Consider the following 13377-nt stretch of genomic DNA (forward strand, 5'->3'; position numbering starts at 1 on the left):
GCTTCAATTGACCTCTTCACCACCAGGAGAAAACATGGCTCAGACTTCCTACCCCATTTTGCTGACCCCCGGCCCTCTCACCACCTCGGACCGCACCCGGGCGGCGATGCTGCGCGACTGGGGCTCATGGGATGCCGACTTCAACCAGATCACCGCGCGCATACGCCAGCAGGTGCTGCGCATCGTCCATGGCGAGGACACGCACGAGTGCGTGCCACTGCAGGGCAGCGGCACCTTCTCGGTCGAAGCGGCCATAGGCACCATAGTCCCCCGCGCCGGCCATGTGCTAGTGCCCAACAACGGCGCCTACTGCCAACGCCTCGCCAAGATTTGCAAGGTGCTGGGCCGCAAAGTGAGCACCATCGACTACACCGAGGACAAGCAGGTGCTGGCCGCCGACGTCGAGCGAGCGCTCGCCGCCGACCCCAGCATCACCCATGTCGCGCTGGTCCACTGTGAAACCGGCACCGGCGTGCTCAACCCGCTGCACGAGATCGCGCTGGTCGTCGCCAAGCACGGCCGCGGCCTCATCGTCGATGCCATGAGTTCCTTCGGCGCCCTGGAGATAGATGCACGCAAGACGCCTTTTGACGCCGTCATCGCCGCTTCCGGAAAATGCCTGGAAGGCGTTCCCGGCATGGGCTTTGTGATCGCCAAGCGCAGCACGCTGGAAAAATGCGAAGGCAACAGCCATTCGCTGGCCATGGACCTCTACGACCAGTGGGTGTACATGGGCAAGACGACGCAATGGCGCTTCACGCCGCCCACGCATGTGGTCGCCGCGCTCGATGAGGCCATCACGCAGTACGTCGAGGAAGGCGGCCTAGCCGCGCGCGGCGGCCGCTATGCGCGCAATTGCAAGGCACTGATAGACGGGCTCGCGGCGCTGGGCTTTCGCACCTACCTGGACCCGGCGCTGCAGGCCCCCATCATCGTCACCTTCCACGCGCCCGATGATGCCAAGTACGACTTCAAGACCTTCTACCAGGAAGTCAAGAAGCGCGGCTACATCCTCTATCCTGGCAAGCTGACGCAGGTGGAAACCTTCCGCGTCGGCTGCATGGGCCACTTTGGCGAAGCCGGCATCCCGGGCGCCGTGGCGGCCATCGCCGACACCCTCAAGGCCATGGGCATCAAACAGGTGTCAACGGCGGAAGTCGCCTAAGGCGGCAGCGTTGGGGTCATGGTCCGGCCAGCAGGTCGGCATGGCCGCCAACGCCCTTGCAGCGGAATCAGCCGCGCACTTCGCCCTGGCCCAGCACCACGTACTTGAGCGAGGTCAGGCCTTCGATGCCGACCGGCCCGCGGGCATGAAACTTGTCGGTGCTGATGCCGATTTCGGCGCCCAGGCCGTACTCGAAACCATCGGCGAAGCGGGTGCTCGCATTCACGATGACGCTGGCCGAGTCGACCTCGCGCAAAAAGCGCTGAGCATGCATGTGATCGCGCGTCAGGATGGCGTCGGTGTGGTGACTGGAGTACTGGTTGATGTGGGCAATCGCTTCGTCCAGCCCGGCCACCACGCGGATAGAGATGACGGGCGCCAGGTACTCCTCGTACCAATCCTGCTCGCTGGCCGGAACGATTTTTGCTACTGAATTAATAGCCGACTGCGCCCGCAGTATCTGGACCGCAGCCTCATCACAGCGCATTTCAACGCCCTTGGCGGCGTAGATGGCGCCAATCTTGGGCAGGAACTCCGCCGCCACGCCGCGCGCCACCAACAGGCCTTCGGTGGCATTGCAGGGGCTGTATTTCTGCGTTTTGGCGTTGTCGGCGATCTTGACCGCCATCTCCATGTCGCAAGGGTCATCGACATAGACATGGCAATTGCCGTCCAGATGCTTGATGACAGGCACCTTGGCGCCCGCGCTGATGCGCTCTATCAGGCCCTTGCCGCCGCGCGGAATGATGACATCCACATACTGCGGCATGGCGATGAGATGGCCGACGGCTTCGCGGTCGGTGGTCGGCACCAGTTGCACCGCGTCGGCGGGCAAGCCGGCCTCGGTCAAGGCCTGCTGCACCAGCGCCGCCAGCGCCTTGTTGGACTCGATCGCCTCGGAGCCTCCGCGCAGTATGCAGGCGTTGCCGCTCTTGATGGCCAGCGAAGCCGCCTCTATCGTCACATTCGGCCGGCTCTCGTAAATCATGCCGAAGACGCCTATGGGCACGCGCATCTGGCCGACGCGTATGCCGCTGGGCTGCTCCTTCATGCCTACGATTTCACCGATCACGTCGGCCATGGCGGCCAGTTGCTCGCAACCCAGCGCCACGGTTTCAAGGTCTTTGGGGCTGAGCTTGAGCCGGTCGAACAGCGGGCCGGCCAGGCCAGCGGCGCCAGCCCGCTCCAGGTCACGCTGGTTGGCCGCCTGCAGCGCCGGAGCGCTTTGCCGCAGCAAGGCCGCCAGGCTCAGGAGCGCTCTGTTTTTAATAGCTGCTGGCGCACGCGCCATATGGGCTGAGGCCACTTTTGCCTTGGAACCCAGGGATTCCATAAGTTGCAGCAGTTCGCTGCGGGCCGGGGTGCTGTTGGAAGGGTGAAAATCGGGCGCGTTCATCCTGCTATTTTGCCCCATCACCTTTTGGGCGCAACGCCCCGGCGCTGCATCATGTCTTCGCTCATGGCCTGCACGGCGCACGGCGACAGGCCGGCCTGGGCTGCCGGATAGGCCAGGCGGTCTTCGTCGTCCAGATGCTGCCGGTACAAGGCGGCGAACTGTGCCAAGGTCTCGGTCTGAACGGCGGTGAGCGGCACCCAGCCCGAGGCCGGGCTCTCGGCCACGGCCTGCAGCGCGCGGCGCGCCTGGGCCCACGCCACTTCCATCTGCCGGTGCTCCTGCAGCAGCCGCAGCACCAAGGCGTGCAGGCCGGCATCTGGCCCGACCAGCAGCGGCGGAAACACATGCAGCTCCTCATCCTGATGGTGTAGCGGCGCGGCCAGGTCAAAGTAGCGCATCACGTCGCGCGCGGCCTGGCGGGCCGGCTCATCGCAGCCCTTGTCCAGCAGGTGTTGCAGCAACCTGGCCGTCAGGGTCAGCATGCGCTCCACCCGTTCGTGGCAAGTGGCCAGCATCTCGAAAGGCGCTTCAAAATCTGCGGCCGGGGCACCGAAGCCGGGCAGTGGAGTGCCTGAGGCGGAACGGCTCATGTCAGCCCATCTGCACGGGATGGCCTTGCGGGTCAAACGGAATGTAGGCCGCCATCTCGCCGCGCTTGATGGCTTCGACCATGCGCTGCAGCGGCGCCTCGGCCTCTTCGCTGCTGGGCGCCCGGCTCAAGTTGCCCGACAGGGCGGCGGCAAACACCAGTTGCCAGTCGTGGCCAAACTGGCTGGCCTCCTGCGCCAGCATGTCAAAGGAGGCCAGTTCGTCGGGGCACTTGTCCACGCACATCAGCGGCACCAGCGCGCCGCCCTGCCCGGCCTCGAAGCGCTGGCGTTGCGTCGGCGTCGCGTCTTCGGGCAGCTCGGCACCGGCAAACACAAACAGCAGGCGCTGCGGCAGGGGCTGGGCGCGGGCGGCTTGCAGCAGGTCGTCAAAACTTGAAATGTCCATGGCAGAGTCCTGTCAAAAGCAATAAAAAAACGTTCAATCTGGCCCGAGACCAGCCTCATCGGAGCCCGCCGCAAGGCGGCTGACAAAGTCGCCGGGTGCCGGCCGTGGTCGTGCCGGCTTGCGCGACTGCACGGTGCCTATGCTGACAAAGCACAGCGCGTGTTCACCGCCCGTCAGCCCAAACAAGGTGCGCAGGCCAACGGCCTTCAGGGCCTTGCCGCTGGTCAGCGCCGAGCCGTAGCCCAGTGCGGTGGCCATGAGCAGCATGTTTTGCACCGCGCAGCCGGTAGAGACGATGCGTTCCAACAAATCAATCTCCGCATCGCCCCGTTGGCCATCAACCACCACCAACATGAGCAGCGGCGCACGATACGCTTTTTCGCGCGCCTGCGCCACCTGCTCGGGCGTGGCGGCGGGGTCGCGCTCCAGCAGGGCCGCGGCAAAAACATCGGCCAGACGGCCGCGCTTCGCCTGCGGCACCCGTACAAAGCGCCAGGGCAGCAACTGGCCATGGTCGGGCGCGGTGGCAGCGGCGTTCAGAATCATCTCCAGTTGCCCCTCGTCGGGGCCGGGCGCGGCCAGCCGCTTGGGCAAAATGGTCTGGCGCGACTGCATCAGCATGGCGGCCATGGCCGCCATGTCGTGATCGGCTGGCACGCCAGGAAGAACACGCGGGGAAGCAAGCGCAAGCATGTTTTTTTCCTCAGCCCGGTCGGCCATCAGCCCGCAAGCGGCCGTACCAGCCGCCCAGCCGCAGACCCCATACCGCCATGATGCCGGCCCACAACAGCGCAGCAGCCAGCAGCAAGCCGCCGGAAAAGGCACTCTGCGCGGCGCCCGCAATGCGCAGCAAGGTGGCCGCTTGCAGCAGCCAGAACAGCGCCCAGACAAGACGATCAGCAACCAGCGCCCGCCCGCTGTGGCCGCAGGACACCCGCGTGACCATGGCCAGCATCAGTGACGCCAGGCAGCCCATGGTGAGCGCGTGCAGCGCCCCCAGGCCCAGCACCGGAGCGCCCTGCGCCCAGCCCAGCAATTGCGCAACGCCGCCCAGCGCGAGCGCCAGCCCCAGCCACAAAAATCCGATGTGCAGCATCGCCAGCAGACGATTCCGCAGGCTCTTTACCAGCCCCCAGGCCAGGGCAAGCCACAGCAGCAAGCTGCCGGCCAGCAGTTCGAAAATGCCGCGAGCCAGCGTCCATGCCGCGCCGGCCACAGTCTGAAACGGGCCGCCCGCCTCCAGCCACGCGGCGGCCACCTCGACGGCCGCCACCGCCAGCATCAGCCACAGCACCCAGAACGGCCGCCAGGCCTTCATCGCGGGAATGGTGCCGGACGTGAAAAATGGAATCATGCGGTGCGCCACCGACACATAAACCACCAGCACAAAGCCCCACAGACCGGTGAGCACGCAGGCCAGTGCCGCAGCGTAGGCATTCAACGCCAGGCTCAGCGCCAGTCCGGCCAGGCTCAGGCAACCGATGAGGCAGCCCGAGCCAATCGTCAACGCATGCAGGCGATCTTCCATGCGACTGCGCCGGATCAGTTGCCAGAACAGCAGCGTCATCCACATCAAGCCGGTCCCTGCCAGCACCAGCGCGGCAAGCGCCAAACCGGCATTGAAATGCGCTGCCGCCAGCCACAACAGCCAGGCCGCCGCCTGCAGCAGCATGGGCGCCGCCACGCGGCGCGTGTCATGTGGCGCAACCCCCAGCCACTTAGGGCCGGCCGTGAAAAGAAAACCCGAAAAAAACAGCGGAATAAAACCAAAGGTCATGACCGCCCCATGCACCAGCGAAGGCGACAGCGCATAGGACAGGCCCAGGGCGCCGCTCATACGATCCAGTTGCACCAGCGCCCACCAGACGCCCGCCGCCACCAGCAGCACCATGGCCAGAAAGAAGCCCAGCCGATGTGGCGCCAGCAGCAGGTAGGTGGCGCGCCAGCCCTGGTCCTGCGCGGCCAGCGCTTCGGCCGAAGGCTTGCCGTTCAGCCCGCGCACAGGAACGACCGGGCGCGGGCTCATCCGCAGACTCCCAGGTGGCCGCACTGGGTGCAGTAGTCGCAGCCGTCCTTGCGGATGACGGCATGGGCGCCGCATTCGCTGCATTTCTTGCCGGCCATCACGGGCGCTGCCAGCGTAGGCTCCACCGGGGCTGGCGCCAGCGGCGCTGAAGTTGGCGCCGCCTGGCTGGCGCGCCGCGTGATGATGTTCTGCACCGCGTAGGCAATCGCCGCCACTTCGGAGTCATGCCACAGCGGCACCCGCGTGCCATCGGTTTTTTCGTAAGTGCCCAAGCGCACCGGACCGCGGTCCCAGGCCACCTTGCGCATGTCGCTGAGCGCGCGCTCCAAAAAGCCGCCGCGCGCCGCCAGCGACAGCATGCGCATGCTGGAGGTGATCCACTGCTGCGACTCGCCGCTCTGCCCCACCGGCATGAAGAACTCGATGGCGCGCTCCACCATCCCGCCACCGCTGGCGGCGGGTACCGGCAAAAAGGACACGACGATGTACAGCGTCTTGTGGCCTTCATGGGTCCAGTACTCGACCTTTTCAACCACCGCCGACAGCGCGCCCTTGGGACGGCTCTCTATCACCGTGCGCATGGGATCCACCGGCGCGGCGGTTTCAGGCGCGCTGGCCTCGGAGCTGGCATGGGTTTGCAGCACCGCGCCCAGAATCGCATTCGGACGGTAGGTGGCCAAGCCCTTGAGGCGGGCGCGCCAGGCCTGCTGATACAAGCTCTTGAAGTCGTCGTAGGCGTAATCGGCCGGCACGTTGACGGTCTTGGAAATCGCCGTGTCTATGAAGGGCTGCACCGCTTCCATCATGGCGATGTGGCTGCTCGCCGACATCTCCAGCGCCGAGACAAAGTAGGCCGGCAGCTGCTTCACGTCGCCGCCCAGTTCACGGTAAAGCCGCCAGGCGTGGTCTTCGACCGCGTACTCCGTCGTGCTGCCGTCGGACTCGCGTTTCCTGCGCTTGTACAGCCACGAAAACGCCGGCTCTATGCCGTTGGAGGCGTTATCGGCAAAGGCCAGGCTCACCGTGCCTGTGGGCGCAATCGACAGCAGATGGCTGTTGCGAATGCCGCCCGCGCGTATCGCCTGCTGCAGCGCGGGCGGCAGCCGGCTGGCAAAGGTGCCGGGGGCCAGATAGCCGTCGGCGTCGAACTTGGGGAAAACGCCTTTTTCTTGTGCCAGCACCACCGAAGCGGCATAGGCCGCATCACGCATGCGCAGCGCAATGCGGGCCGCCATGTCGCGACCGTCGGGCGCGTCGTAGCGCAGGCGCAGCAGGCTCAGCGCATTGCCCAGGCCGGTAAATCCCACACCGATGCGGCGCTTGGCGGCGGACTCGGCCTGCTGCTGCGGCAGTGGCCAGAAGGTCAGCTCCAGCACGTTGTCGAGCGCACGCACCTGGGTGGCGACCGAGCGTTCAAAAGCCTCGAAATCGAATGACGGTTCGCCGTCAAAACCAAAAGGATGGCGCACAAAGCGCGTCAGGATGATGGGGCCAAGGTCGCAGCAACCATAGGGTGGCAGCGGCTGCTCGCCACAGTTGTGCACGTAAAAGCCGTTGGCGTCAAAGGCATGGACATCGGCCACGGTGACATCGAACACATCCTCGCAGCCGCCCTCGGCCAGCGATTCCAGCGTGGCGGTGAAGCGCTCGCGGTTCAGGCTGCGGCTGTAGCCGCCTAGAGCCTGCACCAGCCGGGCGGCCTTGTCGGTGTCGGCAAAACCAATGCGCTCGGCGTAGCCCCGCAAATTGTCCCCGCTGATCAGCAATTCGTGCTGCGCCGCGCTCTCATAGGGCTTGAGCCCGCCGCGCCCATCGGGCAGCGGCCGCGCCTGCGCCAAGCGCCGGTTCGGGTAGATCGTCGAGGCGATTCCCAGTCGCAGCAGCATGCGCTGCACCGTTTGCAGCAAGCCCAGATCGCTTTGCGACAGGCGCACGCTCAGGCCTTCTTCGTCATCTTTTTGCGCGCCCTGAACCGAGCCATCGGCGTCAAACAAGCCGCGCAAAAGCCCTTCGCTAAAGGCCGATGAGGTTTTCTCCATCGCCGGCGTGATCGTCTTGTGCCCCGGCCGCATGCCCATGTCATGCGCCACTTTCCACACGGCGGCAGAAGCCATGCGGGCCTCGCCCCGGCCCGCAATCGGACGCTGAAAACCGCAAAAATCAGCCCGGTGCGGCAGCGTGGCGGCAGCGGCTTCGGCCGCCTGCACAATGCCGGCCGCGCCGGTTTGCGCATAGGCCACGGCGCCCTGGCCGACCACCTTCAACTCGGGTGCCCAGACCGAAATCACCGCCTTGTCGCTCTTGAGCGTGCCATCGCCGACCAGCAGCCCCAGCAAATAGCCTTCGGCCTGCGTGCCTGCGCCGTCCCAGCCGCCCAGCGTCCGATGGTCGTGCAGCACCAACTCGTCCCCGGGCTGCAACTGCCCGGCATCAACCCACTCGGCCTCCAGGGTGTAGCGGGTCTTGCGGGCCACGCGGCGCACCCGGTGCTCGGCGGTCAAGCGCAAGGACTGCCCTTCGCGCATGGTTAAAGCCAGCACCGGCTTGTGGCCGGTTTTAAAGAAACCGTCGCTCTTCACGGCGTAGGCCTTGCCATCGACGACGGCGGTGAAACGGCGGCCCAGCAGGTCGGCAACCTGGGCCGGACCGTCCGTCGTCATGACCCAGGTATCGCCCGTGACGCAGGGATTGGTGGCGGCAATCGCCTCGCAATAACGCAGGTTGTTGTCCTGGTTGATGTTGTCCAGAAACAGGATGCCGGGCTCGGCAAAATCGTAGGTCGAGCGCATCACGCTGTCCCACAGCTCGCGCGCCGCCACGGTCTGGTAGACCCACAGACCGTCGCCACGCTGAAACGCTCCTTGCGCGATCAGCGCCGCGCCGGGCCTGGCCTGGTGCACCAGTTCCCAGGGCTGGTCATCGTTCAGCGCCTGCATGAAGGCATCCGACACGCCGACAGACACATTGAAGTTGTTCCAGCGGCCGGGCGTGCGCTTGGCGGTGATGAACTCAAGCACGTCGGGATGGTCCATGCGCAGCACGCCCATCTGGGCGCCGCGCCGGGCGCCGGCGCTTTCGACGGTCGAGCAGGACTGATCGAACACGTTGATGTAGCTGCAGGGGCCGGACGCCATGGAGGCGGTGGCCTTGACTTCGGCGCCGCGCGGGCGAATGCGGGAAAAATCGTAGCCTACGCCGCCACCGCGCCGCATGGTTTCGGCCGCTTCGCGCAGGGCTTCGTAAATGCCGGGATAGCCGCCATCGTCCATCCCCTGAATACAGTCGCCTACCGGCTGCACAAAACAGTTGATCAGCGTGGCCTGTATGGCCGTGCCCGCCGCGCTCATGATGCGGCCCGCGCCAATGGCGCCGGCATGCAGATTTTCCAGGAACAGCGCCTCGTGTTTCGCGCGCCCGGCTTCGGGCTCGACCGAGGCCAGGGCCCGCGCGACACGCCGGTAAATATCCTCCACGCCGCTTTCGCCGGGTTTGAGGTATTTTTCCTTCAGCACATCCAGGCTGATGGGCTGGGTAGCGGTCAGGTCTTGCGGTCGTCCGAAGTGTTCGCGCTGCATATCGGTCCTCCTCAGGAAAGCTGCGCCGGACGAATACCGCCCAGCAGCCATTGCATCAATTCTTGCACCGAACGGATCTGATCGCCAAACGGCAGCCGGCCTGCGCCCCGGAAGAACAGGCCTTTTTGCGTGTTGCCGTCAAACGCATGGCCTAGCTGCTGGTCTATGCAGAACTGGCCCATGCTGGCCACGCCGTCACGCAGGCCGCAGTGCGCCAGGCAGTCGAAGGACATATTGCACTTGGCCTTGACGTGGGCCGCCGCCTTGAGCCTGGGCTCAAGCCTGATGTATTTGTCCAGCCAGGGGGTGCGCACCGCGCGCGCCGGCAGCCCGGCCACGCTGATGAACTCGACCATGTCCTCGGGTTTGGCCTCGGCCAGCACTTTTTTGAAGGCCGGGTCGGCATCGCACTCCCGGGTCACGGCAAAGGCCGTTCCCAGTTGCACCGCCGACGCCCCCAGCGCCTGCAGGCGCTGGATGTCATCTCGGCAGCTGATGCCGCCGGCGACGATCAGCGGAATCTCGCGCTCAATGCCGGCGCTCTTGAAAAATTCGAGTACCTGCGGAATGACGACGTCGAAATCGAAGCGCTTGTCCTGCAGGTCGGCGACTTTCGCCGCCCCCAGATGACCGCCCGCCAAGCGTGGATGTTCGATGACGATGGCGTCGGGCAAGCGGCCTTTTTTCTCCCACTTGCGCACCACCAGCTGCACGCCGCGCGCATCGGAAAGAATGGGAATCAGGGCGGTACCGGGATGCTCACGCGCCAGCTCCGGCAGGTCCAGCGGCAGGCCGGCGCCCACCACCAGCGCATCGGCGCCGCTGACCAGCGCCTGGTGCACATAGGCCTCGTAGGCGCTGAGCGCCTTCATCACGTTGACGGCAATCAGGCCGCGCCCCTGGGCCAACTCGCGCGCGCGGCGAATCTCCCGGTCCAGCGCCTGCAGATTGGCCGCGTCTATCAACTGGCCCGCATCGGCCTCCTTGTTCAGGTGGGCGGTTTGCGCCATCAGGTCAGGGTGCAAGCGCCGCAAATCGACCGAGGAGATGGTGCCCACACCGCCCAGCCCGGCCACGGCGCCCGCCAGGCCGCCGGCCGAAACGCCCACGCCCATGCCGCCCTGAACCACGGGAATCAGCGCCTTGCCGGCCAGCCGCCAGGGTTTGAGGCCAGAGTCGCTGGAGAGGGTTTGCAGGCTGAGGGCGACGAGCGCCGCCTCAAGACAGGCCGTCGCGGCCGGGTCAATCGGAAATGATTTGTCCATCGTGTTCCACATAGGGTTGGTAGGGGCCGGTGCCACAGTGGGATGCTATCGAAGCCGGAACGAAGCCACCTTGCTGTGCATCAAAGATATGGACTTCTCCCTCTTCAATCACATAGTGCCAGCCGTGCAGAGTGAGTCGCCCGCCTTCTACCGCGCGCCTGACCATGGGGTGATCCATCAGGCGCTCAAGCTGCAGCACCACGGAACGCTGCTCGGTGCGGCGCATGGCTTCGGGGCCGGCCTGCACCGGCAACAAAGCCTCATCGACCAGCGTGAGCCAGGCCTGCAGCGCGACAGCTTGCGCGGGCACGCCGTCATAGGCCGCGCGAATGGCGCCGCATTGGCTGTGTCCGCAAACGACGATGCGCTCCACCTGCAGGGTCAAGACGGCGAACTCAATCGCTGCCGTGGTGCCGTGCAGGCCGTGCGAGCCGTCATGGGGCGGGATGAAGGCGCCCACGTTGCGGACAATGAAGAGCTCGCCCGGCCCCATCCCGGTGAGCAGATAGGGCACCAGCCGCGAATCCGAACAGCCAATGAACAGCGTCTTGGGATGCTGTCCTTGCGACACCAGGTCCTGAAAGCGCTGCTGGTGCAAGGGGAAGTAGTCAGACTTGAAGCGCCGCAGCCGCAACAGCAGCTCGTCTGTGGCTGTGGCGTCTTCGCTCATTGAACCAGAGGCGAATCCGCCCCTTCGAGCTCAATGCCTTCGACCAGGGCCTCTCCCACCAGCAAACTCATGTACTGATGCAAGGCCCTGGCCCGCGACTGCATGGTCAACAAGGCCGCTATGCGCTCGCGCACTTCCGCGTAGGCGGGCTGCTTGCCCGCGCGGCGACTCAGTACCTCGATGATGTGAAAGCCGAAGCGCGTATGCATCAGCCGCGGGTGCACGCCCATGCCCCACTGCGAGTGCTTCTGGTGGAAAAGCTCGCTGGCCAGCTCGGGCGCACAGTCGTCTGGCCCAATCCAGCCCAGATCGCCGCCCTGGGCGCTGCTGGGGCAGTTCGACAGTTCGCCCGCCAGTTGGGCAAAGCGATCGGGCGGCACGTCCTTGCGCGAGAGTTCCAGCAGCGCCTTCTCGGCATGAACCGTCAGGGCATGAACGTTGACGCCGGGCGTGACGGCAAACAGGATGTGGCGCACATGCAGCGCCTGACCGACCACGAACTGTTGCTTGTGGGCCTCGTAATAGCGCTGGCCTTCGTCTTCGCCAGGCTGGAGCGTTGGCACCTCATCGTCCACCATGGCCTCGATGACCTTGCGCTCGGCTTCGCCCAGCGCGGGAGCCGTCAGCCCGGTGTGGCGCGGCAGCAGCCCCTTCATCACCGCATGCTGGCGCAGCAGTTCGGAATAGGCCAGTTCGCGCAGCGCCTCCGTCTCCGGACGCTGGCCGGGCGCATGCAGGGCAATGCCGTTGATGCAGGCGGTTGGCGCAGCCATCTGAGCGGAGGTGCTGGCGCACTGGCAGGCGCTGCTGCCGCAGCCCGTGACCGTGGAAGTTTGGGCATTCATGAATGATTTCCTTGCTGCTTGAACAGCGTGTTAGCGATGGCTGGACGATTTGGCGGAAACGCCGAGACGGCGGCTGCGCACGACCTGGTAGGGACGAAACAGATAGCCCACCGAGGCAAAACCGCTCCACACATGGACCAGGCGGCTGAAGGGGAAGAGCAGAAAAATCGTCATGCCGAACACGATGTGAACCAGATAGGGCCAGGGCAGACCGGCCAGCACCTCGGCATCGACCGTTCGCAAGGTGAGAATGCGCTGCGCCCAATCGGCCAGGATCAGCATCACGCTGCCGTCGGAATGCGCCCACGAATACGGCAGCGTAATCAGGCCCACGACCAATTGCACCCACAGGATCAGCAAAATGGCGAGATCGGTCTTGTGGCTGGTGTAGCGGATGCGCTCGTCAAACATGCGGCGGTAGATCAGCATAGTCAAACCGATGAAGCACAGTATGCCGAAGGCCCCGCCCGAGTAGATGGCGATCTTCTGTTTGACCGATGCTTCCAGGAAGTGGGCATAAAAGGCGTGCGGTGCCAGCAAGCCGACCAGATGGCCAAAGAACAGGAACAGGATGCCGACGTGGAACAGGTTGCTGCCCCAGCGCAGCAGGCCGCTGCGCAGCAGTTGCGAGGAATCACTCTTCCAGGTGTACTGGTCGCGGTCGAAGCGAATCAGGCTGCCGAGCAGAAAAACCGTCAGGCAGATGTAGGGATAAACACCAAAAAGAAAACCATTCAGCGTGGTCATGCTTGCGCTCCTTGGGCGGGACGTGCTTTACGTACGATGTGAATCGGTTGCGGCTGGTCTGGCTTGGCCTGGCCTTTGGAAGAGCAGCCGTCAAAAACGACAGGCTCCTGCCAGACGGCGTCAAGCGGCTCTTCGGCGGCGATTTCAACCGCCTGCGCTTTCTCTCCGGCCAGCCCCAGCAAGGCACCCAGCACGCAGGCGTAGGCGCTTGAGCGCTGCTGCAAGGCGGCGAAGATGGCGTTGAAGATATGCGCCATCTCGGCCAGAAACTCGCGCGCCTCGCGCGGCGGCTGGGTCGAGGTGAATTCGAGCAGCACCGGCAAAAAGTCGGGCATCTCGCCTTCGGCCAGGTACAGACCGGCCTTTTCATAAGTCTGCGCCAGATCGATCATGGCCGGCCCCCGGTCACGCGAGTCGCCATGCACATGTTCGAACAGGTGCAGCGAGGTGGAGCGGCCCCGGTCGAAGAGTTCGACATAGTCCGCTTCCGCCTCCAGCGGCACGGCGCGTTCCAGCGAATCGATCAGTGCGTCCAGCTCGGCCAGCCGCTGCGGTGCCAAGGCATGCTCTTCGTGCAGCGCGCCGCGCAGTGCGGCCAGGTTGGCGCGCAGTTGGGCATCGGGATAGCCCAGCAAGCGCGCCAACACGCGCAGGCTTTTCGAGGCCACAGGGGGATTGTTAAAAAGTGCCAT

General features: G+C 65.2%; 12 protein-coding genes. 1 reads left to right on the forward strand and 11 read right to left on the reverse strand.

Going from position 1 to position 13377, the window contains the following annotated elements:
* Nucleotides 1-34: 34 nt before the first annotated feature.
* A complete protein-coding gene (locus BM160_RS11430; protein WP_092005144.1) occupies nucleotides 35-1165 on the forward strand; it encodes a 2-aminoethylphosphonate--pyruvate transaminase in 1131 nt (376 codons plus the stop codon).
* 67 nt (nucleotides 1166-1232) lie between these two features.
* Here the strand turns inward: BM160_RS11430 and BM160_RS11435 are convergent, their stop codons facing one another.
* Genes BM160_RS11435 through narJ form a run of 11 tightly spaced genes read right to left on the reverse strand, consistent with a single transcriptional unit; the run spans nucleotide 1233 to nucleotide 13377 of the window.
* Nucleotides 1233-2561, reverse strand: coding sequence for a glutamate-5-semialdehyde dehydrogenase (locus tag BM160_RS11435; RefSeq protein WP_177218992.1), 1329 nt, complete (start codon nucleotides 2559-2561; stop codon nucleotides 1233-1235).
* A 17-nt stretch (nucleotides 2562-2578) separates the two neighbouring features.
* Nucleotides 2579-3151, reverse strand: coding sequence for a hemerythrin domain-containing protein (locus BM160_RS11440; RefSeq protein WP_369821775.1), 573 nt, complete (start codon nucleotides 3149-3151; stop codon nucleotides 2579-2581).
* 1 nt (nucleotide 3152) lies between these two features.
* A complete protein-coding gene (locus BM160_RS11445; RefSeq protein WP_092005150.1) occupies nucleotides 3153-3557 on the reverse strand; it encodes a ribonucleotide reductase subunit alpha in 405 nt (134 codons plus the stop codon).
* A gap of 33 nt (nucleotides 3558-3590) precedes the next feature.
* Entirely contained in the window at nucleotides 3591-4250 is a 660-nt protein-coding gene (locus BM160_RS11450; RefSeq protein WP_177218993.1) for a nitroreductase family protein, read from the reverse strand.
* Between the two features lie 10 nt (nucleotides 4251-4260).
* Nucleotides 4261-5583, reverse strand: a complete 1323-nt coding sequence (locus BM160_RS11455) for an NnrS family protein (RefSeq protein ID WP_092005153.1) — start codon at nucleotides 5581-5583, stop codon at nucleotides 4261-4263.
* Nucleotides 5580-9158 (reverse strand): LAGLIDADG family homing endonuclease, encoded by a 3579-nt coding sequence (locus BM160_RS11460; protein WP_092005156.1) that lies wholly within the window; start codon nucleotides 9156-9158, stop codon nucleotides 5580-5582. Before BM160_RS11460 ends, BM160_RS11455 begins: the two co-directional genes overlap by 4 nt.
* A gap of 11 nt (nucleotides 9159-9169) precedes the next feature.
* Nucleotides 9170-10423 carry an NAD(P)H-dependent flavin oxidoreductase gene (locus BM160_RS11465; RefSeq protein WP_092005159.1) on the reverse strand — a complete coding sequence of 418 codons (1254 nt, stop codon included), beginning with the start codon at nucleotides 10421-10423 and terminating at the stop codon, nucleotides 9170-9172.
* Nucleotides 10401-11093 carry a carbonic anhydrase gene (locus tag BM160_RS11470; protein ID WP_092005161.1) on the reverse strand — a complete coding sequence of 231 codons (693 nt, stop codon included), beginning with the start codon at nucleotides 11091-11093 and terminating at the stop codon, nucleotides 10401-10403. Before BM160_RS11470 ends, BM160_RS11465 begins: the two co-directional genes overlap by 23 nt.
* Complete coding sequence (locus tag BM160_RS11475; RefSeq protein ID WP_092005164.1) at nucleotides 11090-11938, reverse strand: peptidylprolyl isomerase; 849 nt, start codon at nucleotides 11936-11938, stop codon at nucleotides 11090-11092. Before BM160_RS11475 ends, BM160_RS11470 begins: the two co-directional genes overlap by 4 nt.
* A gap of 30 nt (nucleotides 11939-11968) precedes the next feature.
* A complete protein-coding gene (gene narI, locus BM160_RS11480; protein WP_092005167.1) occupies nucleotides 11969-12685 on the reverse strand; it encodes a respiratory nitrate reductase subunit gamma in 717 nt (238 codons plus the stop codon).
* Nucleotides 12682-13377 (reverse strand): nitrate reductase molybdenum cofactor assembly chaperone, encoded by a 696-nt coding sequence (gene narJ, locus BM160_RS11485; protein WP_092005170.1) that lies wholly within the window; start codon nucleotides 13375-13377, stop codon nucleotides 12682-12684. The genes narI and narJ overlap by 4 nt, the downstream gene beginning before the upstream one ends.

It is taken from the genome of Polaromonas sp. OV174 (assembly GCF_900112285.1).
Lineage (GTDB): Bacteria > Pseudomonadota > Gammaproteobacteria > Burkholderiales > Burkholderiaceae_C > Polaromonas.

Coding starts and splice junctions, on each gene's coding strand:
- BM160_RS11430 (WP_092005144.1), top strand. CDS start 35: ATGGCTCAGACTTCCTACCCCATTTTGCTGACCCCCGGCCCTCTCACC.
- narJ (WP_092005170.1), bottom strand. CDS start 13,377: ATGGCACTTTTTAACAATCCCCCTGTGGCCTCGAAAAGCCTGCGCGTG.
- BM160_RS11475 (WP_092005164.1), bottom strand. CDS start 11,938: ATGAATGCCCAAACTTCCACGGTCACGGGCTGCGGCAGCAGCGCCTGC.
- BM160_RS11435 (WP_177218992.1), bottom strand. CDS start 2,561: ATGAACGCGCCCGATTTTCACCCTTCCAACAGCACCCCGGCCCGCAGC.
- BM160_RS11470 (WP_092005161.1), bottom strand. CDS start 11,093: ATGAGCGAAGACGCCACAGCCACAGACGAGCTGCTGTTGCGGCTGCGG.
- BM160_RS11455 (WP_092005153.1), bottom strand. CDS start 5,583: ATGAGCCCGCGCCCGGTCGTTCCTGTGCGCGGGCTGAACGGCAAGCCT.
- BM160_RS11450 (WP_177218993.1), bottom strand. CDS start 4,250: ATGCTTGCGCTTGCTTCCCCGCGTGTTCTTCCTGGCGTGCCAGCCGAT.
- BM160_RS11460 (WP_092005156.1), bottom strand. CDS start 9,158: ATGCAGCGCGAACACTTCGGACGACCGCAAGACCTGACCGCTACCCAG.
- BM160_RS11445 (WP_092005150.1), bottom strand. CDS start 3,557: ATGGACATTTCAAGTTTTGACGACCTGCTGCAAGCCGCCCGCGCCCAG.
- narI (WP_092005167.1), bottom strand. CDS start 12,685: ATGACCACGCTGAATGGTTTTCTTTTTGGTGTTTATCCCTACATCTGC.
- BM160_RS11440 (WP_369821775.1), bottom strand. CDS start 3,151: ATGAGCCGTTCCGCCTCAGGCACTCCACTGCCCGGCTTCGGTGCCCCG.
- BM160_RS11465 (WP_092005159.1), bottom strand. CDS start 10,423: ATGGACAAATCATTTCCGATTGACCCGGCCGCGACGGCCTGTCTTGAG.